Genomic DNA, 21,317 nt, shown 5'->3' on the forward strand with positions numbered 1-21,317 from the left:
CCCGCCGCGCCTCCCCCGTCGTCTAGCCTGGTGCCCATGACCTCGACGCTGCCCGCGCGGCCCGCCCGAGTGGCGCCCGCGCGCGGAGCCACGACGTTCGCGACGCTCGCGTTCCTCGTGCTCTTCGGCGGCGACGTCCTGCGCAACGGAACCGGCTGGTGGGGCTGGGGGGCGGCCTGCGTCGCGATGGTCGTCACGGCGGTCGTCCTCGTCGTGCGGCACCCGCCCCGGGTGCGGACCCTCCCGCGCCTCCTCGTCCTCTTCCTGGTCTTCGCCGTCGCCTCGATCGCGTGGTCCCAGTACCCGGCCGGGTCGGCGATCGGCATCGTCCTCACGCTGATGACGACCGTGGGCGCCTTGGCGATCACCGTCGTCGCCCCGTGGCCGGCCATCGTGACCGCTCTCGGCCGAGCGCTGCGCCTCCACGTCGTGGCCTCCCTGCTGTTCGAGGTCGTCGTCGGGCTGTTCGTCCGACAGCCGGTCTGCCCGGTCTACCTGGACTGCACGGGGCGGCCGGCGGCGTGGTTCTGGTCGCGCGACGTGTTGTTCGAGGGCGGACGCATCCAAGGGCTGCAGGGCAACAGCAACATCCTGGCGATCATCGCCTTGCTCGCCCTGATCGTCACGGCCGTCCAGGCGGCGGACCGGTCGATCACCCGCGGTTCGACGGTCGTCGGGCTCGCCGCGGCGCTGCTGGCCCTCGCGCTGACCCGGTCGGCGACGGTCGCGGTGGTCGCGGTCGCCGTCGGCCTCGTCCTGCTGCTGGTGCTGGCGACCCGCCGTCGCGAGCCCGGTCGCCGGGCCCCCGTCTTCGGCGTGGCGGCCTTCGTCGTCGTCGCGGGCCTCGCCGTCGCCGTGCTCGCCCGCGGCCCCCTGCTGGCCGTGCTCGGCAAGAGCGGCGACCTGACGGGTCGCACCGACATCTGGTCGGCCGTCTACGATCTCGGCGTCCAGCACCCCGTCGTGGGCTGGGGCTGGGTCAGCTACTGGTTCCCGTTCGTCGAACCGTTCACCGACCTCGCCGAGCGCAACGGCGTCGTGTACCTGCAGGCGCACGACGCGTACCTCGACGTCTGGTTCCAGCTGGGGTGGATCGGCCTCATCCTCTTCGCCCTGACCATCGTCGGGGTCGTGCTGCGGTCCTGGTGGTGGGCCGTCGACCGTCGGATGCTGGCCCGCGACGTCGCGGCCCCCTGGTCGGCCCTCGACCTGCTGCCGCTGCTGCTCGTGACGGCCCTGCTCGTCCACGGGTTGACGGAGTCCCGCTTGATCGTCGAATGGGGGTGGGCCACGTTCGTGATCGTCGTGCTCGTCACCCGACGCGACCCCTTCGGCTGGACGGGCCACGACCGGTGACCTCCGGCCACGACCACGGGTTCGACCGCGACCGGGACCCCCTGCGCCGGTACCTCTCGGCCTGGATCGGCTTCTCGGCCGGCGGGCACTTCTCCCAGGCCCTGTCGGTCGCCATCGTGCTCTACGCGTTCTCGACCCAGTCGGTCCGGGCACTGATGGGCTGGCCGGGCTCGCTCGCCGTGCTGGGCACCCTCGTCGTGCTCGCGGCCCTCTCGCTGGTCGGCGGTCGGCACCACATCGAATGGCACGGCATCCTGCCCGTGTCCCTCATCGCCCTCTTCGGGTTCATGGGCCTCAGCGTCTTCTGGAGCGAGTACACCTGGGTGACGATCGGCGGGGTGGCCTACGCCGTCGGGTTCGGCGCGCTCGGGCTCTACCTGGCACTCGGACGCGACCTCGTGCAGGTCGTGAGGGCGTTCGGCGACGCCCTGCGCATCCTGCTCGTGGTCTCGTTGTCGCTCGAAGTGCTGAGCGGTCTGCTGATCGACCAGCCGATCGCGTTCCTGGGCATCCAGGGCAACCTCGCCGCAGGCGGGCCCATCCAGGGCATCTCGGGCACCCGCAACTACCTCGGGTTCCTGGCGACGCTCGCCGTCATCACCTTCGCCGTCGAGTTCCTCACCCGGTCCGTTCCCCGACGACAGGCCGTGGCCTCGGGCGTGCTCGCCCTCACGGCGCTCGGCTTCGCCCGCTCCCCCGCGACGGCGATCGCGGTCATCGTCCTGATCGTGGCGGGCGTGGCGCTCGACGCGCTGAGGCGGGCCCCCGAGTCGAGACGGTCGCTGATGCAGTCGGTCTTCGCGGTGATCGTGGTGCTGGGGGGCGCGCTGGCCTACGCGGGCCGCTCGCGCCTCCTCGATGCCGTCGACGCCACGAACGACCTCTCGGTCCGGTCGCTGCTCTGGGCTCGCATCCGCGAACTGGCCGCGGTGCACGACATCGTCGGCTGGGGCTTCGTCGGGCAGTGGCCGACCGAGATCTTCCCCTACTCGACGATCATCGCCCCGAACGGCCGACCGCACGAGACGGGCCTGAACGCGTTCTTCGACATCTGGTTGCAGCTGGGCCTCGTCGGGGGCCTCCTGCTCGCCGTGGCCGGCACCCTCGCGTTCGTGCGCAGCTGGATCACGGCCTCGGGCCACCCGATCGTGGCCTACGTCTGGCCGGCGCTCGTGCTGGTCCTGATCGGGGTGACGGCCGTCGCCGAGAGCTTCGTCCTCTTCGAGGGGACCCTGATGACCTTCGTCACCATCGCGACGATCGCGGCTCGCAAGAGGTCGTGGCGGTCACGGTTGCCGCAGGCGGCCGGCCGGTAGGAGGCGCGGGCCGGGTCGGTCACCCGTGGCCGATCCCGAGCCAGGCCCGGCACCCTCGGCTCGTCGTCAGTCCTCGACGACCCAGCGGGGTCCGGGTCGCTTGCCCAGCAGGGTCTGCAGACGTCGCTGGACGCCCCACTTCGTCACCCGGAGCATGGCCTCGACGACGATGGCCTGGCTCATCTTGGACTCGCCGAGCTCGCGTTCGCGGAACTCGATCGGCACCTCGACGACCCGACCGCCGCCGTCCAGGACGCGGAGGGTCATGTCGACCTGGAAGCAGTAGCCCTTCGAGTCGATGCCCGTGAGGTCCATCGCTTCGAGGGCCTCACGGGTGTAAGCGCGGAACCCGGCCGTGACGTCCTTGAGTTGGAGGCCGAGGGCGAGACGGGCGTAGAGGTTTCCGCCGCGGCTGAGGACCTGGCGGGAGACCGGCCAGTTGACGACCGAGCCACCGGGGACCCACCGAGAGCCGATCGCGAGGCTCGGGGCGGACGCACCGGCCGCGCTGACGAGCGAGATCATCTCAGGCAGCTTCTCGGGCGGGTGCGAGCCGTCGGCGTCCATCTCGACGACGACGTCGTAGTCGCGATCGAGGCCCCAGCCGAAGCCCATGACGTAGGCGGAGCCGAGCCCGAGCTTGCCGGTGCGGTGTGCCACGTGGATGCGCTCGTCGTCCGCTGCCATCGTCTCGGCGAGCTCCCCGGTGCCGTCGGGGCTGCCGTCGTCCACCACGAGGACGTGGACCTCGGGGACGGCGGCGAAGAGTCGACCCAGGATGATCGGGAGGTTCTCGACCTCGTCGTAGGTGGGGAGGACGACGAGGGAACGGGGCCGGTGGTCTGTTGGTCGCACCGCTGGAGTTTAGTGCACCGGGTCGGCGCCCGTGGTGAGGTCGGCGGACGCCCGCGGGGCCGCGTTGCGGCGGATCGACCAGACCAGACCGGCCACGGCCGTCACGAAGGCGGTCGCCGTCCCCGCGAGCATGGCCGCGCCGATGGCGATGCCGAGGTCGGACCATGGCAGCGCGAACACCGCGAGCAGGACGACCAGACCCACCGGCCAGGCCACGATGGATGTGCGGTCGCGGTGCAGGGCCAGGAGCCCTTGAACCGTGACCATCGTCGCGATCTGGAACACGCAGGAGGCGGCGAGCAGGACGAGCTGCAGGGTGGCCAGTTCGTAGCCCGGCCCGAAGAGCGAGAGCGCGGTCGCACCCGTGATGTTCACGAGGACCACCCACGCGACGCCGAGCAACACGACGACGGCGTTCCAGACGCCGACCGACCGGGCGAGCGAACGGAACCGACCGGCCTGGGCGTCCACGGAGAAACGCGTCAGCAGGAACGACTGCACGGCGTTGAAGAGGAAGAGCGGGATGCGCGCGATGGCCAGCCCGGCGACCAGGCTCGCGGTGAAGGCGGTCGCCTGGCCGCCTACCGACAACTGCGTGAGCAGCACACCAGCGTTGACGAAGAGCTGCAGGAGCAGCGACCCCGTCGTGAGGGCGGCGAACGACCGCAAGCCGACGCCCTCGTGAGGGGCGGTGGCAGCGGCGTCGGCGGCAGCCGCGTCGGCGACGCCTCCCGGCGTCAACGCGTTCTCCACCGGTGCTCGGGCGCCTGAGCGGCGGCCCGCACCCGTGACGAGGACGGCGACCGCGGACGCGGCCAGCGGCGCGACCACGAGCGGGACCGCCAGAAACATCGGATCACGCAGGCCGACACCGGCGAGGACGGCGACGGCCCCTATTTTGAGCAACCCCTCGAAGGCCATCTCGACGGCGTACGAGCCGAAACGTCCCTGACCGGCCAGCCAACCGCGGACGAAGAACAGCACGGTCGACGAGACGAGGCCAGCGGCCAGCAGGAGCGTGAAGGCCGAACGACCGGAGAAGAGCAGTCTCGACGCGGGTTCGAAGGCAACGGCGAGGACGACAAGGGAAGCCAGGAGCAGGCTGCAGGCGAGCAGGGCAACCCGGCGCAGCGACGGCCGCACGTCGAGCCCTCTCGCCCGACGACGGGCGAGAGCCCGCGACAGAACTTGTTCGACGGGCTGGAAGAGTCCGACGGCGAGCCCCGCCATCATCGTCCAGAGGACCGAGACAGGAGCACTCTCGACGCCTCCGACGACGTTGCCGACGAGGGCCAGGTAGACGTAGTTGCTCGCCCCGAGGACGATCGTGCCGGCCGCGAGGCCGACGACCGGGTTCCGCGGGGCCGGAGCGCCCTCACCGGGGCTCGCGCTCGCGGTCACCCGAACTCGGCGCGCAGGGCGGCGACACCGTCGACGGCGCCCCCGTCGAAGATGACCTTGCCGTGCGCCAGGACGATGGCACGGTCGCAGAGCGACTCGACGGTGCCGAGGTCGTGGGTGACGATGACGATGGTGCGGCCCTGTCGCTGGAACTCCTCGATCTTGTCGAGGCACTTGCGCTGGAACGGTTCGTCACCGACGGCGAGGACCTCGTCGACCAGCAGGACGTCGGGATCGACGTGGATGGCGATCGCGAAGGCGAGTCGCACGTACATGCCCGACGAGTAGAACTTCACCTGGGTGTCGATGAACTCGCCGATCTCGCTGAACTCGACGATCGAGTCGAAGAAGCCTGCGATCTGCTGTTGGGACAGGCCGAGGATCGCCCCGTTCAGGAAGACGTTCTCGCGACCCGTGAGGTCGGGGTGGAAGCCCGCCCCGAGCTCGAGGAGCGCGGCGAGTTGCCCTCGACGCTTCACCTCGCCCGTCGACGGCTGCAAGATGCCGCCGATGACTTTCAGCAGCGTGCTCTTGCCCGAGCCGTTCGCGCCGATGAGGCCGACGGTGGTGCCCGCCTCGATGTCGAGCGTGATGCCACGGAGGGCCCAGAAGTCGTCCTTGTGCTTGTTCGAGCGCGCCAGGTTCACGATGCGCTCTTTCAGAGACTTCTCTTTGCGGATGACGAAGCGCTTGGAGACGTCGGCCATCGTGACGACGGGAACGGTAGCTGGGCTCACGGGTCAGATCTCCTGTGCGAAGTTGCCCTGCAGGCGGGCGAAGATGCGCTGGGCGACGACGAGCAGGGCGAGCCCCACGACGCCGATGACCAGCAGGCGGAAGTCGAGGTCGACGGGGTAGGGCTGCGGGCCGACGACCGTGCCGTCGGCGAGGGTCGTCGTCTCGGTGCCCGCCCGCCAGATGCCCTTCTGGAAGGCCAGGATGATGTCGGTCATCGGGTTGAGCTGGTACAGGTTGACGATCCACTCCTGCCCGCGTGCTGCGGCCCGGTCGACGACCATGCCGAACGAGTACACGATGGGCGACGCCCAGAAGAGGATCAGCAGCGCCACCTCGACCAGGTACTGGATGTCCCTGAGGTAGACGTTCAGCGCCGAGAGCAACAGCGCGAGGGCGAGGCCGTAGATGACGGTCAGCACGAGGGCGACGGGCAGGTAGAGGAGGTTCCACGAGACCGGGAACTGCCCGAGCAGGACGACCGCCGCCATCAGCACCAGGAACTGCACGCCGAAGTTGAACAACGCCGACCCCAGCGAAGCGAGGGGGAAGAGCTCGCGCGGGACGTAGACCTTCTTGATGAGCCCGGCGTTGGCCAGGATCGAGGTCGTGCCGCTGGCGATGATCTCGTTGTACAAGCCCCAGAGGGTGAGACCGGCGAAGACGTAGATGGCGAACTGAGGCACGGAGCGGGCCGCTCCGAGGACCTGCCCCACGGCGAAGTAGTAGATGGCCAGCATGGTCAGCGGGCGGATGAAGCTCCAGACGAAGCCCAGGGCGCTGTCTTTGTAGCGCGCCTTGAGCTCACGGCGGATGAGGAGGTCGAGGAGGCTCCGGTGCGCCCAGATGTCGCGGACCGCCGGCGAGATGCCGCTCACGAGGCCGCCGGCTGGGGCTCCTGCCTTCTCGAAGGGCAGCGTCGCGATGCGTTCGATGCGCGTCTGCGATTCAGTACTCACGACTCTCCAAGACTCTCGACGCCACGACGTCCACGACCCGCCGGACCGGCGGTGTCGAGGTCATGGCGACGAATCATTATCACAGGCCGTCACCGACAGCCCGGGGCAGCTTACCCGTCCCACCCCAGGGCATCGGTAGACTCTGCCTCTGGTCAAGCCAGAGAGTTGCGTGAATGTCACCCCGTCTATCCGTCGTCGTGCCCGCCTACAACAACGCCGAGTTCGTCGACGAGACGGTGCGGTCGATCCTCGACCAGTCGTTCGACGACTTCGAGTTGATCATCGCCGACCATGCGTCGACCGACGACACCTGGCAGGTGCTGCAGCGCTACGCGCACGACGAGCGCGTCACGTTGCTGCGCACCCCTGCGGGCGGCGGTGCGCTGGCGAACTGGAGCCGCGTCACCGAGGCCGCGACGGGCGAGTACCTGCGCCTCGTGCCGGGAGACGATGTTCTCTTCCCCCACACCCTCGCCCAGCATGTGGCGGCTCTCGACACCCACCCCTCCGCGACGATCGCCTCGTCCCCCCGCTCGCTGGTCGACGCGTCGACGAAGACGATCATCGGTCGCCGGGGCCCGCGCTGGCGATCCCGCCTGGTGCCCGGCACGGAGGCCGTCCGGGCGACGGTCCGGGCGGGCACGAACCTGTTCGGCGAGCCCTTCTGCGTCACGTTCCGCCGTGAGCCCTTCGTCGGCGCCGGCGGGTGGGATTCGTCGTTCCCTTACCTCATCGACCAGGCAAGCTATTGCCGCGCGCTGATGCTGGGCGACCTCGCCGCCGTCCCCGAGCTCGCCGGCGGGTTCCGGTTGAGCTCGACACAGTGGAGCGTCGCCCTGGCGACGGAGCAGTCGCGCCAGGCCCGCGGCTTGCATGCCGAACTGCGCCGCACGCACCCCGAGGTCATCAGCGAGGCCGACCGGCGTCTCGGCGACCTGCGTGCACGCCTCGTCGCCCAGACGCGCCGCCTCGCCTACGTCGTCCTGAGACGGCGCATGGCCTCGGGGGCAGGCCGACACGAGGAGGAGACCCGATGACGACTGCCCGACCCGACGACGAGAGCCGCCTGCGCCGCGTCGTCCACTCCGCCGGCCTCTCTTACCTCGTCACGGCACTCGTCACCCTCGCGGCGACGACCTGGGTGCTGAAGCTCTGGCGCGCGGACTGGAGCGTCCCGTTCTACTACGCGGGTGATGCCCTGGCCGTCTCGGCCCACTTCAAGACGCTGCTCGAGACGGGGTGGTACGAGTCGCAGCCCTTGCTCGGAGCCCCGATCGGCCAGACCTACCATGACTTCCCGACGGCGGACAACCTGAACTTCGCCGCTGGCCGGGTGCTGGGCGTGCTGTTCGGCGACTGGGCCGTCGCCATGAACGTCTACTACGTCGCCGGTTTCGTCCTCTGCGCGATGGGGGGACTGTTCTTCCTTTCCCGAGTGGGCGTGTCGCGTCTCCTGGCCATGGCCCTCTCGGTGCTCTTCGCCCTGGCGCCCTACCACTTCGTCCGCAACGAGAACCACCTCTGGCTCGCGTCGTATTTCCTGCTGCCGATCGCCCTCTGGGTGGTCTGGCTGGTCGGAACGGGGCAGCCGCTCTGGCTGCGTCGAGCGGGCGTCTCGAACCGCGTGGTCGGCGCGTTCACCGGACGGGGTGCCGGCGTCTTCGTCGGCCTCGCCCTCGCCGCCGCGAGTTCGACGTACTACGCGTTCTTCTCGATCGTCCTGCTGGCCGTCGCCGGCGTGGCCGCGTTCTGGCGGCACCGCTCGTGGCGACGGTTCGTCGGGGCGATCGCCGCCGGTGCCGTTCTCGCCGCCAGCGCAGTGGCCAACATGCTGCCCGACACGATCTATGCCTGGCAGAACGGCGAGTCCAACGGCGGCCTGACCAGGTCTCCGGTCGAGACCGAGTTCTACGCCTTCAAATTGACCCAGTTGCTGCTGCCGATCCCGAACCACCGCATCGCCGCACTGGGCGACCTGCGCCACTTCTACGATGCCTATTACCCCTTCCCGTCCGAGACCCCCGTCCTCGGGGCCGTCGCCGCCGCCGGGTTCGTGGCCCTGCTCGTGCTGGCACTCGTGACGCTGTTCGGCCGCCGCCGGACCGCCGCGTCGACGACTCCGCTCGATTCCGAGCGCTTCCGCACGCTGCGTGTGCTCTCCGCCCTGGCCGTCCTCGCGTTCCTCTTCGGCACCCTCGGCGGCGTCTCGAGCCTCCTGTCGTTCCTGACGAGCGACCTCCGCGGGTGGAACCGCCTCTCGATCGTCATCGGCCTGCTGTCGTTGGCCGCCGTGGGGCTTATCGTCGACGTGGTCCTCACGCGACTGGCCCGCTGGCGTCCTCGCTGGCGGCGGGCGCCCATGGTGGTCAGCGGTCTGGTGGCGCTCGTGCTCCTCGGCGGGGGTGTCTACGACCAGACGAACTCGGGTGCCGTTCCCACCTACGCCGCGAACGACACGGCCTTCGCGTCCGACCAGGCCTTCTTCTCCGCCGTGCAGGACGAGGTCGGGCGGGGCTCGGACGTGCTGCAACTGCCCTACGTCGATTTCCCCGAGGCCAGCACCCCGAACGGTCTCAGCTACACCGAGTTCCTCAAGCCGTACCTGCACACGCAGGACGTCCACTGGTCCGCGGGCGGCATCAAGGGTCGCGCGACGAGCGAGTGGGTCCAGTCGTTGCAGGAGTACCCGGGTGCGTCCATCGCCGACCAGCTCGCCGTCGTCGGCTTCGCGGCAGTCCTCGTCGACCGTCAGGGCTACGCCGACTCCGGCGACGAGGTCGAGGCGTCCCTCGAGCCGTCCTTCGGCGCCCCGACCCTCGAGTCCCCCGGCGGGCGTTGGGCGTTGTACTCGATCCCCGCTGATCTCGCCGAGGCGGCCGCCTCGCTTCCCGCCGGTGAACGCCGGCAGCTCACCGAAGAGATCACCGATCCCCCGGTGGCGCGGCCCGGCAGCACCGATGTCGCCAGCGGCGGCGACGACACCGTGAACAGCGTCGTCGTGCAGAACGACCGCGAGACCGCCGTGCCGGCGACGCTCGAGATCGACCTCACCACCTTGCCCAGCGTCACCAGCGTGGTCGTCACGACCTCAGGGACGACGCGCGTCGTCCCGGTCAACGAGAGCTCGGCCACCGTCACGCTCGACCTCGAGCTCGCGCCCGGGGTCACGACGGTGACGATCGAAGGATCAACCGACGGGGGCGAGACGACCCTCGGTCAGTCCGCGGCCGTCGGCTTCACCTCCATCGCCGTCTTGCAACCCTCGGTCGAGGCCCTCGACCTGACCCCGTGAGGCGCTGCGGGCCGACGATGCCACACCCGACCCGACGAGAGGCCCTGTGATAAAGTCACGACCCGTGCCGACCCTGCCCGACGACGAGACGCCGGTCCACCGATTGTCGGTGGTCGTTCCGGTCTATCAAGGCGAGAAGACGCTTCCGAGCCTGATCGACGAGATCGTCGCCTTGGCATCGGTCCGCGAGACACCCGACGGCCACCGCCGCGAAGTCACCGAGATCCTGCTGGTGCACGACAACGGGCCCGACGGCTCCGACCGCGTCATCCGCGAGCTCGAGCAGGCCCACCACCTCGTCCGAGGCGTGTGGCTCAGCCGCAACTTCGGCCAGCACGCGGCCACCCTCGCCGGCATGGCCTCGACCGGTGGCGACTGGATCGCCACCATCGACGAGGACGGCCAGCACGACCCGGCCTATCTCGACTCGATGCTCGACACGGCCATGCGCGAGCAGGCTGCGCTGGTCTACGCGCGTCCGACGAACGCCGCCCCCCACGGCCACCTCCGGAACGCAGCGTCCAAGGGGGCCAAGGCCGTGCTGCGCGCCGTCTTCGGTGACGGCGATGCGTCGCTGTTCCAGTCCTACCGGCTGATCCTCGGCGACGTGGGCCGGAGCGTCTCCGCGTACGCCGGGTCGGGCGTCTACCTCGACGTCGCGATCAGCTGGGTCACTCGCCGGGTCACCACCAGCCCGGTCCTGCTGCGCGACGAGGGAGACCGCACGAGCGGCTACTCCCTGCGCAAGCTGCTGTCGCACTTCTGGCGCATGGTCTTGACCTCGGGCACCCGCGGTCTGCGCATCGTCAGCGTCCTCGGGGTCGTCCTGGCCGTGTTGGGCCTGCTCTTCGCGCTCTACGTCATCATCTCGACCCTGGTCGGTCGACAGCTCGAGGCCGGCTGGTCGTCCACCATCGTGGTCGTGCTGCTGTCGTCGGGGGCCATCCTCTTCTCGCTCGGCATCGTCGCCGAGTACATCGGTGTCGCGGTCAACATGGCCATGGGCCGCCCCTCTTACCTGATCGTGAGCGATCCCGGTCGGGGGCCGCTGGCACGACGCGCCGTGGCAGGGCGACGAGACGTCCCCCGCAGCAGTCAGCCGAGATGATGGTCGGGACCGCACCGTGAGCGTCGACTCGGTCCGCGCCTCCCGGCGGTACTTCGTCGTCGGCGCCGGTGGCCTGCTCGGAGGTGCGGTCGCCGCCCAACTCGACCGTCGAGCCGACGCGGTGGTCACCCGGGCGTCGGTGCCGTGGCAGGACGAGGCCGCGTCGGTCGCCGCCCTGTCCGAGCAGTTCGCCGAGATCGTCGCGACCGGATCACCGTGGTCGCTCGTCTGGTGCGCGGGCGCCGGCGTGGTCGCCAGCAGCCCGGACGCCCTCGACCGCGAGCGTCGCGTCGTCGAAGCGTCGCTCGCTGCCTTCGGCCGCCTGCTCGCCACGACGGACGCGACCACGGACGGAGGCGCCGCCCACGGCAGCACGTTCGTCGCGTCGTCCGCCGGCGGCGTGTACGCAGGGTCGTCGGGCTCGCCCTTCGACGAGTACACCGAGCCCAGCCCCCTCGCTCCCTACGGTTGGAACAAGCTCGGCGTCGAAGAGCTCTTCACCCGCTGGGCTGCCGACTCGGGCGTGCCGGTCGTCGTCGGGCGGTTCGCCAACCTCTACGGCCCGGGTCAGGACCTCACCAAGGCCCAGGGGCTCGTCTCGCAGCTCTGTCTGGCTCACCTCCAAGGACGGCCGTCGTCGATCTACGTGCCGATGGACACGATCCGCGACTACGTGTTCATCGACGACGCGGCCGCGATGACGGTCGACGCGCTTGAGCGCGCCTCCCGGCTCGACTCGGGAACGGTCGTCACCAAGATCATCGCGTCGGGTCTGGGCGTGACCATCGGTGCCTTGATCAACGAGCTGCAGAACGTCGTGAAGCGGCGTCCCCGCATCGTGTGGGGTAGTCACGCCTCGGCGTCCCGACAGGCCCTCGACCTGCGGTTCCGGTCGCTTGTGTGGCCGGAGCTCGACCGGCGGTCGCTCACACCGATCGCCGCGGGCATCCACCGCACCCTGATGTCACTCAACGAAGGAGGCGTCCGACGATGACGTCGACCGACACGTACCCGGCCCGACGGGTCACCGTTCCGTCTCACCCGTCCCCCGAGGTCTCGATGGTCGTGCTCGCCTGGCGCCTCGGCGACGAACTGCTCGACTGCCTGGACGCCCTGGCCGCCCAGCGCGGAGCCCCGCCCTTCGAGGTGGTCGTGGTGGCCAACGGCGTCGTCCCGGCGGCTGACGAGGCCCTCAGCCGGGTCGACGGTGTGGTGCTGGTCGAGCTCGACGAGAACGCCGGCTTCGGCGGCGGCTGCGCCGCAGGAGCCGCGGCAGCTCGGGGCTCCGCACTCGTCTTCGTGAACGACGATGCCGCCGCCGAACCGGACTGGCTCGCACGACTGGCCGCAAGGGCCTCGGCAAACGACCGCCCTGCAGCCGTCGGCAGTCTGCTGCTCGACGTGGACGGGACCGTCCAAGAGGCCGGCAGTCGCGTGCTCTCCACTGCCGGAACCGTGCAGTTCGGGCGCGGCCTGACCGTCGACGACGCCCGGGCGGCCGGCCTGCTGGTTTCACGCGAGGTGGACTACTGCTCGGCTGCTGCCCTCTGGGTCGACCGAGCCGCTTTCGACATGGTGGGAGGGTTCGACGAGCGGTTCGCACCCGCCTACTTCGAAGACGTCGACCTGCAGTTTCGGCTCCGGGCCGCCGGGCGGCCCGTGGTCATCGCACCGGACGCCGTGGTCCGACACTCGTCGGGTGCCTCAACCGACGCCATGCCTTTCTACCGGGAGTTTCTGGGGCTGCGAAACGGAGCAGCGTTCCGGGCGAAGTGGGCCGACACCCTGGCCTCGGCACCCGAGGCCGACGCTCCGCTCGACGATCTCTGCGAGGTCACGTCGCCGAGCGAACAGGTGGGGGCGAGCGGGGACACCCCGTCGGCGTCGACACCGGGCATCCCGCACGACGCCGTGGCCGCTCCGTACCTTCGCTGGCTGACCGAGCAGCTCGCGCAGGCCCGCGAAATGGCCGCGGTCGTCGAGGCGCAACGCATCGAGGCGGCCGACCTGAACGAACGGTTCGCCGAGTTGCAGGCACGACACCACGAGTTGACGCAGAGCAACCACGCACTGTTCCTCCACGTGCAGCACCTCGAGGCCATGACGACCCTCGATCGGGTCAGGGCCCGGCTGCCACACCGTCGGGACTAGACCGTCGAGCCCTCGACCAGCGTCCACATCTCGGCCGCGTAGTCGTCCCACGTCGGCCGGGGCAGCGTGGTGGACGCCTCCACCAGTTCGGCACGGAGGCCGTCGTCGGTCAGCAGTCGCTCCATGGCCGCAGCCATGTCGAGCGGCGAGTGCGGGTCGACGACGACGGCCCCGTGGCCCTCGCCGAGCTCTCGCATGCTGCCGAAGTCGCTCGTGATGACCGGAACCCCGCTGACCAACGACTCGACGACCGGCAGGCCGAAGCCCTCGTTGACGCTGCAGAAGACGCTGAACAGGGCCATGCGGTAGAGACTCCAGACGACGCTGTCGTCGACGCCGGACAGCATCTGGACCGACCGACCCTTGCGACGCAGACGACGGACCAACGCCTGGAACTCACCGTCCCCCCACGCGTTGCCGCCCACGAGCACGAGGGTGAACTCGTGCCCGCGTCGCCAGTTCAGCTCAGCCGCGGTCAAAAGCGCCAGGTGGTTCTTGCGGGGTTCGTGGCTGCCGACCGAGAGGACGATCGTGCTGTCAGCCAGGCCGAGCTCACGCCGCACGCTCTCGACGGTGTCGTCGTCGACGCTGCCGACCTGCGCCGGCAGCGCAACGGTCGTGATGGCGGGAGGCGTCAGCCCGGCACCGGGCAGCATCGAAGCCCAGCCGGAGTACTCGGTCCGGGCCGCGCTGGAGATCGGGGCGATCGCGTCGAACGTCGACAGGGTCGCCAAGTATTCGGAGAACGCGCCGGGCATCCCCGGGCCGCTCGTCTCGGCCGTCGTGACGGGGATGCAGTCGTAGCCGATGGCGACCGACCGGGCCGCGCCGAATGCGACGACCGACCTCAGGCTCGCGGTGCGGTCGGCGTTGACCGTGATCTCCGGGAGCACGAAGGTCGCGTCGAACGGGATGACCACCGAGCCGGCGGGAACCGCCGTGACGGCGCCGGCGCCGGCGAGCAGCACGCGTCCGGTCTCTTCGGACGTGAGTCCGGCCATGTGCCGCCCCGTGACGTCCCACGCCGCCAGGACTACGCGGTGCTCGCGCGTCCAGCGGGTGACCGTCTCGCGGGCGACCCGCTGGATGCCGGTAGTGAAGGTGCTGCGGCTCGTGTCGGTGACGTCCATGACGACGCCGTCGACTATGACGAACGGGGTCGGCCGGCGGGGCGGGCGCAGACGACGGTACTCGACGGTCAACGGCTCGGACAGACCCTCGACACGCCAGCGTCGGGTGAACTCCACGACGCGGGCGCTCGACGGGATGCGACGTTCGAGCAAGGCCAGCAGCAGATACGAGAGCCGGTCGCTGGCCTCGCCGAGGTCGCGCGAGAGCGCGTCGACGAGTTCGCCACCTGAGAGGCGGTCCCAGTCGACGGGAGCCGAGGAGGCGCGACGTCCGGCCGCGCGGAGGGCAAGATCGTGACCCGGTCGTGCACGCATCTTGGGTGCGAGTGATGCGAGGTTCATGCGGTGACCGCCGTCCAGATCTCGTCGGCGTAGCTGCGCCAGGTCTTCGGTCGTTGCTCGGCGATCTCGGCCAGGAGCCTCTCATGCTCGGCGTCGTCGGTCAGCAGGGTGCGCATGGCGTCGACGACGGCCGTGTCGTCACGGGGATCGACCTGCAGGCAGCCGCCGACCCGGGCGATCTCGTCGAGACTGCCGAAGTCGCTCGTCACCACCGGAACGCCGAGGGCCAACGACTCGGCCACCGGCAGGCCGAATCCCTCGTGGAGCGAGACGAAGACGGTGAAGCGTGCGACGCCGTAGAGGCCCCACAACTCAGCGTCGCCGAGTCGTCTGTGTGACTCGACCTTCATCCCGGAGGCGGACAGCTGGGCGACGCGCTTGTCGAAGTGCATGGTCGCCAGACGACTGCCCCCACCGACGAACACGATTCGGAACCGATGCCCCTCACGGTGCAGCAACTCGGCCGCGAAGAGCGTGGCGTCCTGGTTCTTGCGAGGCTCGTGACTGCCGACGCAGAGCACGACCGGCTCGGCCGACGGGTCCACGGTCGCCCTTGACGCGGCGGCCCGTGCAACGGGCGAGACCTCGGTGGCCAGGGTGACGTCGACGACCTCGGGGCCCGAGAGGCCCTGACTGGGGAGCGTCGCCACGAACCCGCGGAACTCGTCCGCTGCCGAGACGCTGATGCCGTACACGCGGCGAGCGTGCTTGACGATCGTGAGGTAGTGCGCGAAGCGTTCTGACTCGGCGTTCGGCACGGAATCGGCGCTGACGAGGGGGATGGCGTCGTAGCCGATCAGGTCGACGGCCGTCCCCGACCAGCGGGCGATGGAGGTCAGCGAGTCGCACACGTGGAACGCCGGCACCTCGGCGATGAGCAGGGTCGCTCGCCAAGGCACGAGGACGTGCTCGCGACGGAGGTCGGCGTCGGTGAGTACGGGGTCGTCCTTCTTCGACAGCCGTCGGTCGTTCCAGTGGAGCACGCGGTCGGCCTGCTGAGGCGTCAGCTCACGGTAGCCGGTGCTGTCCTGGTTCCAGGCGACCAGGCGGTGACGACCGTCGCGGTCGTCGCTCCATTCGGGCAGCATGTGCCGGACGACGCGCTGGATGCCCGTGTTGTGCTCGTACTTGGCGCAGAAGTCGACGTCGACCACCACGGTGTCGGAGACCAGCTCGATCGTTCGCAGGCCGGAGTGGGTGCGGGACTGGACGTCCATCGTGCGTTCGAGGACCGCCAGCATCGCCGTGGCGGACGTGGCGAGCAACAGTGCCCGCCGGAGGGCCGCCAGGTCTGCGGTCGACGGGAACGTGGCCGTGACACCGACGAAGAGCAACCACGCCGACGCGGGGTCGGCGCTCGCGTGCACCGACCGGGCCAGTCGGTCCAGCTGCTCGGCCGGGGTGAGACCCGAGACGTCGACGCCGAGGGCGGGAGCGACCACCTCGAGGCGGGCGCCCAGCGCAGCACGCAGTGCTCCGATCTCGTCCGAGACGTTCTCGGCCGTGACCGGCGCGACGCGCGTCACCGGCGCCCCAGGCGTCGAGCGACCTCGACGGCGGCGAGTCGACCGGCGGGGACGACACCCACCTCTTCGGCCTTGCGGGAGAAGGTCTTGGCGGCGCGCAATGGCCGGGTGACGCGCCATGACACCGTCTGTTGGATGTCACGCAGGGCGTCCGTCACGTTCGACGTGACCATCAGCCAGTCGTCCAGCACGGCCTCGCGCAGCTCTTCGAGGTCTCTCGCGGCGCTCGTCTGGTCTTCGTTCATCGCTCGTTCTCCGTCTCGGGCGCTCCGCCAGGTCTGCCGGAACCCACGAGAGCGCGGGCTGGACCCCCGAACAGGAGCATCGACGACAGGCCGACCGACCCGATCGGCGGGAGCGCCCGGTTAGCATATCGTCTAACCCACCAGGGTCGGAGCAGGGTCCGGTCCGAAGAGAGCGAGCCATGAACAAAGCCACCGTCGTCACGCTGAGCATGGTCGCAGGCGTCGTCGTGGTCGCCGGTGTCGTCACGGCGGTCGTCATCTCGAACGGGGCACCGGGTCCCGAGGACGCGCAGACGGCGTCCTCCTCGTCGACGAGACCCTCGGCCTCGCCCACCCCCTCGGCCCCGGTGACGCCCAGCCCCTCGGTGACCTCCGGTTCGACCCCCCGGCCGACCGCGACTCCCGTCGGGCCAGGGCAGACGACGACGAAGGTACCGGAACCGATCCCCGACGCCGCGACCGTCACGCCACTGGTGACCTTCGACCAGTGGTCGGCCGACACCCGCACCCTGACGATCGGGGCCACGGTACCCGGCACGCTCGAGGACGACGGCACCTGCACGGTCACCGCCACGAACGGTGGCCTCGCGGTCGCGGGGACGTTCACCGCCCAAGCCACGGCCTCCAGCACCGACTGCGGGTCCATGCCCCTGCAGAGCGACACCTTCACGACCGGCACCTGGTCGGTGAGCGTCGCGTACGCCTCGTCGACCTCGGTCGGCTCCGTCACCGATTACGAGGTCACCATCCCATGAGACGCCCCTCACGCCTGATCGCGCTCGTCGCGTCGGTCGCCGTCGCGGCAGGCCTGATGACCGCCGCGGCAGTCACCGGCCCCGCCGCCCCCGCCTCGGCGGCCGCCGACGCACGGCAGTTCGACGCCGGCAACATCATCTCGAACGACACCTTCTACAACTCTGCCGCGATGACGCCCGAGAGCATCCAATCGTTCTTGAACTCGAAGGTCGTGACCTGCAGGGCGGCCGCGGGCCAGTCGTGCCTCAAGGACTACACGCAGACGACCTCGGGTCGGGCCGCCACCCCGTACTGCTCGGCGATCGACGGTCGCAACAACGAGAGCGCGGCGTCGATCATCTACCGGGTCGGCCAGGTCTGCGGCATCAACCCACAGGTGCTGCTCGTGATGCTGCAGAAAGAGCAGGGCCTGGTCCAGTCGGTGAGCCCGACGGCCACCGCCTACAAGATCGCTATGGGCTACGGCTGCCCCGACACCGCCCCCTGCGATACCGCGTACTACGGCTTCTTCAACCAGGTCTACAACGCGGCCAGCCAGTTCCAGCGCTACACGAAGACCAGTTCGTCGTGGAGCTACCAGCCAGGTCGCAACAACAACGTCTATTACCACCCCAACGCCGGATGCGGGACGAAGACGGTCTACATCGTCAACCAGGCGACGGCCAACCTGTACCTCTACACCCCCTACACGCCTAACCAGGCCGCCCTCAACGCCGGCTACGGCACGGGCGATTCGTGCAGCGCCTACGGCAACCGCAACTTCTACCTCTACTTCACCGACTGGTTCGGCAATCCGTCCAACTGGCTGCAGTCGGCGTCGTTCGAGGGCGGGTCCGTGTCGGGCTGGGGCTGGAGCAACGGCGCGATCAACCGGGCGGCCGTCAATTCGCCGGCGCTCAGCCAGAACGGCGACTACTTCCTCGCCATGAACACGTCCGTCGTCGGCCGGGCCATCACGCAAGACGTCACCCGCACGACCAACGTTGGCGAACAGGCGACTGCTACGGCGTGGGTCCGGTCAGGCTCCGCCGCGTCTTACTCGGGCGAGATGGTGCTCTGGGGCCTGGGCGGCAGTCAAGAGGTCGCGATCTCGAAGTTCACCGTCGGCACCTCGTGGACGAAGATCCAGGTCAAGCTGCCGGTCCGCGCGTCGGCGCACTCGACCATCCGTCTCGACGTCTACATGGGTTCGAACACGGGCGACCTGTGGCTCGACAACACCGAGCTCACCTTCGGTGCCGCTCCGAAACCGCAGAACGAGCTCAGCAACGCCTCGTTCGAGGGGTCATTCGCCCAGTGGATCCCCGGCAACGGCTTCGTCAACCAGCAGATCTACCGCGATGAGAACGAGGCCGTCGACGGGTCGTGGTTCGCAGCGTCGAACACCCCCGCCCGGGGGCGCAGCTTCGCACAGACGGTCCCCGTATCGACCACCTCGACGAACCAGCGGTACACGTTCTCGATCTGGCTGCGATCGGACAGCGCCACAACTCCCTTCAAAGGAACGCTCGCCCTCTGGGGCCTCGGCGGCTCGGCGAACGTGGTCGAACAGACTCCGTTCACCGTGGATTCGACCTGGCAGAAGATCACCGTTTCGACCGACATGAACTCGACGGCGTCGAAACAGCTCAAGGCCGAGGTGTACATGGAGACCACGAACGCCACCCTGTGGCTCGACGGCGGTGGCCTGAGCGACAACCTGCTCTCGTCGGGATCGTTCGAGGGCGCCTCGTCGACCGGGTGGGTGCGGGGCGACTCCCGCATGAACCTCGCCGTCTATTCGAAGGCCCAGCTGCCTCCGAAGGACGGCACCTACCTCGCGGCCACGAACACGCCGGTGGCCTCGTCGCTCTACCAAACGGTGAGCGCCCGGCCCCTGGCCGGCGAGACGTACACCGCCGAGCTATGGGTAAGGTCCGGCGGCCCGACGCCTTTCAAGGGCCGGCTCGCCCTGTGGGCTTTGGGTGGCGCGACCGAGGCGGGCAGCTCCTCCTTCACGACCACCGACGCGTGGACGAAGGTCACCTTCGAGGTGCCGATCACCCACGACGACCACACGCAGTTCAAATTCGAGATCTACCAGGACTCGACCGACTCCACCCTGCTCATCGACTCGGCCCAGGTCTACTGATCGCGTCGAGCCGAGCGAACGGCCCGGCTATGATGTCGTGTCGGCCTGAAACCAACGTAAGGAATCTGAATTGACCAAGCGCGCCCTCATCACCGGTATCACGGGCCAGGATGGCATGTACCTGAGCCGCCTGCTCCTCTCGAAGGGGTACGAGGTCTACGGCCTCGTCCGCGGCCAGAACAACCCGAAGATCCCCGTGATCAACGAGTGGGCCCCCGAGGTCAAGATCCTGACGGGTGACCTCCTCGACCAGTCGAGCCTGCTGCGGGCGTTGAACAGCGCGCGTCCCGACGAGGTCTACAACCTCGGTGCGATCTCGTTCGTCGCCTACTCATGGGAGAACGCCCAGCTCACCAGCCAGGTCACCGGCCTGGGTGTGCTGAACATCCTCGAGGCCATCCGCCTGTACGCCGGCGACGACATCGGCAAGGTCCGCTTCTACCAGGCCTCGTCTTCCGAGATGTTCGGCCGCGTCCAAGAGGTCCCCCAGCGCGAGACCACCCTGCTGTGGCCGCGCTCGCCCTACGGCGTCGCCAAGGTCTTCGGGCACTACATGACCATCAACTACCGCGAGTCGTACGGCATGCACGCCTCGTCGGGCGTGCTCTTCAACCACGAGTCACCTCTGCGCGGGCCCGAGTTCGTCACCCGCAAGATCAGCATGGCAGTCGCGCGCATCTCGCTCGGCCTGCAGGACCAGCTCAGCCTCGGCAACCTCGACGCCAAGCGCGACTGGGGCTTCGCGGGTGACTACGTCGAGGCCATGTGGCGCATGCTCCAGCAGGACGAGGCCGACGACTACGTCATCTCGACCGGCGAGACCTACTCGGTGCGTCAGTTCCTCGACATCGCCTTCAACCACGTGGGCATCGCCGACTGGGAGAAGCACGTGTTCCAGGACCCCCAGTTCTTCCGTCCCGCCGAGGTCGACCTGCTCATCGGCGACTCGGCCAAGGCTCGTGAGACGCTCGGCTGGACGCCCGCCACGAAGTTCGAGGACCTCGTGACGATGATGGTCGACGCCGACCTCGAACGCGAGAAGGCGACGCAGGGCAAGTAAGGCATGTTGCGCGCCCTCGTCACCGGAGTCGCCGGTCAGACCGGCAGTTACCTCGCCGAGAACCTCGTGGCCCGCGGCCTCGAGGTCCACGGCGTCGTCCGGGACGGGGGCGACGACGGGCCGCCGGCCGACCTGCCCCCTGAGGTCATCCTGCACCGGGGTGACTTGACCGACCTGCCGGGCATGCGGTCGACCGTGCTCGACGTCCGACCCGACGTCGTGGTCAACCTGGCCGCGCTCAGCAGCGTCGCGGCGTCCTGGCGACTACCCGTCGACACCGCGGTGCTGAACGGAGCGGCCGTGGCGGGACTGCTCGCCGCGGTCGCCGAATTGCGAGACGGCGGTCACGACGCGGCGTTCGTCCAGGCATCGAGCGCCGAGATCTTCGGGCAGGCCGCCGTCTCGCCGCAGAACGAAACGACCCCGGTCGCCCCGGTCAACCCCTACGGCGCGTCGAAGGCCTATGCGCACCTGCTGGTGGGCGCCTACCGCGCGGCCGGAATGCGTGCCTCGAGCGTCGTGCTCTACAATCACGAGTCGCCCCGGCGGCCCGAGCAGTTCGTGACCCGCAAGATCACCGCCGCGGCGGCGCGCATCGCCCGCGGCGAGCAGAGCGAACTGGTCCTCGGCGACCTCACCGTCCGTCGGGACTGGGGGTGGGCACCCGACTACGCCGAGGCACTCGCGCTCGTGGCTACCTCCGATACGGCGGAAGACTATGTGGTCGCCACCGGCGAGTCGCACAGCATCCAGGACTTCGTCGACGCAGCGTTCGCCCGTGTCGGCATCACCCACACGACCGGTCTGGTCCGCAGCGACGCCGAGTTCGTCCGGCCGACCGACGCCGCCGAACTCCGCGGCGACTCGACGAAGATCCGCGCGGCCCTCGGCTGGTCACCGACCCGCTCGTTCACCGACGTGGTCGACGCGATGGTCGACGCCGACCTCTGACGC

Annotated in this window: 17 protein-coding genes and 1 pseudogene; 11 read left to right on the plus strand and 7 right to left on the minus strand. The window is 69.5% G+C overall.

The features are described 5' to 3' along the window. Nucleotides 1-36 precede the first annotated feature (36 nt). Together BIV04_RS04280 and BIV04_RS04285 are read left to right on the plus strand one after the other, a co-directional pair. Complete coding sequence (locus tag BIV04_RS04280) at nucleotides 37-1,356, plus strand: O-antigen ligase (RefSeq protein WP_071254341.1); 1,320 nt, start codon at nucleotides 37-39, stop codon at nucleotides 1,354-1,356. Further along, nucleotides 1,353-2,672, plus strand: coding sequence for a hypothetical protein (locus tag BIV04_RS04285; RefSeq protein ID WP_083396118.1), 1,320 nt, complete (start codon nucleotides 1,353-1,355; stop codon nucleotides 2,670-2,672). Before BIV04_RS04280 ends, BIV04_RS04285 begins: the two co-directional genes overlap by 4 nt. A gap of 66 nt (nucleotides 2,673-2,738) precedes the next feature. Here BIV04_RS04285 and BIV04_RS04290 read toward each other — a convergent pair whose 3' ends face one another. The 4 genes and pseudogenes from BIV04_RS04290 to BIV04_RS04305 form a co-directional block, all read right to left on the minus strand. Further along, nucleotides 2,739-3,527: a polyprenol monophosphomannose synthase gene (locus BIV04_RS04290; RefSeq protein ID WP_071254343.1), complete on the minus strand. Its 789-nt coding sequence runs from the start codon at nucleotides 3,525-3,527 to the stop codon at nucleotides 2,739-2,741. A gap of 9 nt (nucleotides 3,528-3,536) precedes the next feature. Continuing rightward, the gene (locus tag BIV04_RS04295; RefSeq protein ID WP_071254347.1) at nucleotides 3,537-4,928 is read right to left on the minus strand and encodes a hypothetical protein; all 1,392 of its coding nucleotides are present in this window, start codon (nucleotides 4,926-4,928) and stop codon (nucleotides 3,537-3,539) included. An 11-nt stretch (nucleotides 4,929-4,939) separates the two neighbouring features. Next, nucleotides 4,940-5,635: pseudogene (locus BIV04_RS04300) on the minus strand (ABC transporter ATP-binding protein); the annotation flags it as partial. Between the two features lie 33 nt (nucleotides 5,636-5,668). Further along, complete coding sequence (locus BIV04_RS04305; protein ID WP_071254349.1) at nucleotides 5,669-6,622, minus strand: ABC transporter permease; 954 nt, start codon at nucleotides 6,620-6,622, stop codon at nucleotides 5,669-5,671. A 173-nt stretch (nucleotides 6,623-6,795) separates the two neighbouring features. Between BIV04_RS04305 and BIV04_RS04310 the strand changes: the two genes are divergently transcribed. The 5 genes from BIV04_RS04310 to BIV04_RS04330 all read left to right on the plus strand — a co-directional run bounded on the left by BIV04_RS04310 (nucleotide 6,796) and on the right by BIV04_RS04330 (nucleotide 13,173). Next, nucleotides 6,796-7,659 carry a glycosyltransferase family 2 protein gene (locus BIV04_RS04310; protein ID WP_071254351.1) on the plus strand — a complete coding sequence of 288 codons (864 nt, stop codon included), beginning with the start codon at nucleotides 6,796-6,798 and terminating at the stop codon, nucleotides 7,657-7,659. Further along, entirely contained in the window at nucleotides 7,656-9,914 is a 2,259-nt protein-coding gene (locus BIV04_RS04315; protein ID WP_071254353.1) for a hypothetical protein, read from the plus strand. Before BIV04_RS04310 ends, BIV04_RS04315 begins: the two co-directional genes overlap by 4 nt. A 64-nt stretch (nucleotides 9,915-9,978) precedes the next feature. Then, nucleotides 9,979-11,022, plus strand: a complete 1,044-nt coding sequence (locus BIV04_RS04320; protein ID WP_255364136.1) for a glycosyltransferase — start codon at nucleotides 9,979-9,981, stop codon at nucleotides 11,020-11,022. Between the two features lie 16 nt (nucleotides 11,023-11,038). Beyond that, entirely contained in the window at nucleotides 11,039-12,016 is a 978-nt protein-coding gene (locus BIV04_RS04325; RefSeq protein ID WP_071254355.1) for an NAD-dependent epimerase/dehydratase family protein, read from the plus strand. Continuing rightward, nucleotides 12,013-13,173 (plus strand): glycosyltransferase family 2 protein, encoded by a 1,161-nt coding sequence (locus tag BIV04_RS04330; protein WP_071254357.1) that lies wholly within the window; start codon nucleotides 12,013-12,015, stop codon nucleotides 13,171-13,173. The genes BIV04_RS04325 and BIV04_RS04330 overlap by 4 nt, the downstream gene beginning before the upstream one ends. On the opposite strand, the gene BIV04_RS04335 is transcribed toward BIV04_RS04330, so the two are convergent. The 3 genes from BIV04_RS04335 to BIV04_RS17025 are packed head-to-tail and all read right to left on the minus strand — an operon-like array spanning nucleotide 13,170 to nucleotide 16,416. Then, the gene (locus BIV04_RS04335; protein ID WP_071254359.1) at nucleotides 13,170-14,645 is read right to left on the minus strand and encodes a glycosyltransferase family 1 protein; all 1,476 of its coding nucleotides are present in this window, start codon (nucleotides 14,643-14,645) and stop codon (nucleotides 13,170-13,172) included. The genes BIV04_RS04330 and BIV04_RS04335 overlap by 4 nt on opposite strands. Further along, entirely contained in the window at nucleotides 14,642-16,171 is a 1,530-nt protein-coding gene (locus tag BIV04_RS04340; RefSeq protein WP_071254361.1) for a glycosyltransferase, read from the minus strand. Before BIV04_RS04340 ends, BIV04_RS04335 begins: the two co-directional genes overlap by 4 nt. After that, on the minus strand, nucleotides 16,168-16,416 hold the full coding sequence (locus BIV04_RS17025; protein ID WP_071254363.1) for a hypothetical protein: 249 nt from the start codon (nucleotides 16,414-16,416) through the stop codon (nucleotides 16,168-16,170). Before BIV04_RS17025 ends, BIV04_RS04340 begins: the two co-directional genes overlap by 4 nt. A 179-nt stretch (nucleotides 16,417-16,595) precedes the next feature. On the opposite strand from BIV04_RS17025, the gene BIV04_RS17030 reads away from it, so the two are divergent. The 4 genes from BIV04_RS17030 to BIV04_RS04365 all read left to right on the plus strand — a co-directional run bounded on the left by BIV04_RS17030 (nucleotide 16,596) and on the right by BIV04_RS04365 (nucleotide 21,314). Then, entirely contained in the window at nucleotides 16,596-17,171 is a 576-nt protein-coding gene (locus tag BIV04_RS17030) for a hypothetical protein (protein ID WP_071254364.1), read from the plus strand. Beyond that, nucleotides 17,168-19,303, plus strand: a complete 2,136-nt coding sequence (locus BIV04_RS04355; RefSeq protein WP_071254365.1) for a hypothetical protein — start codon at nucleotides 17,168-17,170, stop codon at nucleotides 19,301-19,303. Before BIV04_RS17030 ends, BIV04_RS04355 begins: the two co-directional genes overlap by 4 nt. 70 nt (nucleotides 19,304-19,373) lie before the next feature. Then, nucleotides 19,374-20,363 (plus strand): GDP-mannose 4,6-dehydratase, encoded by a 990-nt coding sequence (locus BIV04_RS04360; protein WP_218141816.1) that lies wholly within the window; start codon nucleotides 19,374-19,376, stop codon nucleotides 20,361-20,363. Between the two features lie 3 nt (nucleotides 20,364-20,366). Further along, entirely contained in the window at nucleotides 20,367-21,314 is a 948-nt protein-coding gene (locus BIV04_RS04365) for a GDP-mannose 4,6-dehydratase (protein WP_071254367.1), read from the plus strand. Nucleotides 21,315-21,317: the final 3 nt, after the last annotated feature.

This window comes from Frigoribacterium sp. MCBA15_019 (genome assembly GCF_001864945.1).
Taxonomy (GTDB): domain Bacteria; phylum Actinomycetota; class Actinomycetes; order Actinomycetales; family Microbacteriaceae; genus Frigoribacterium.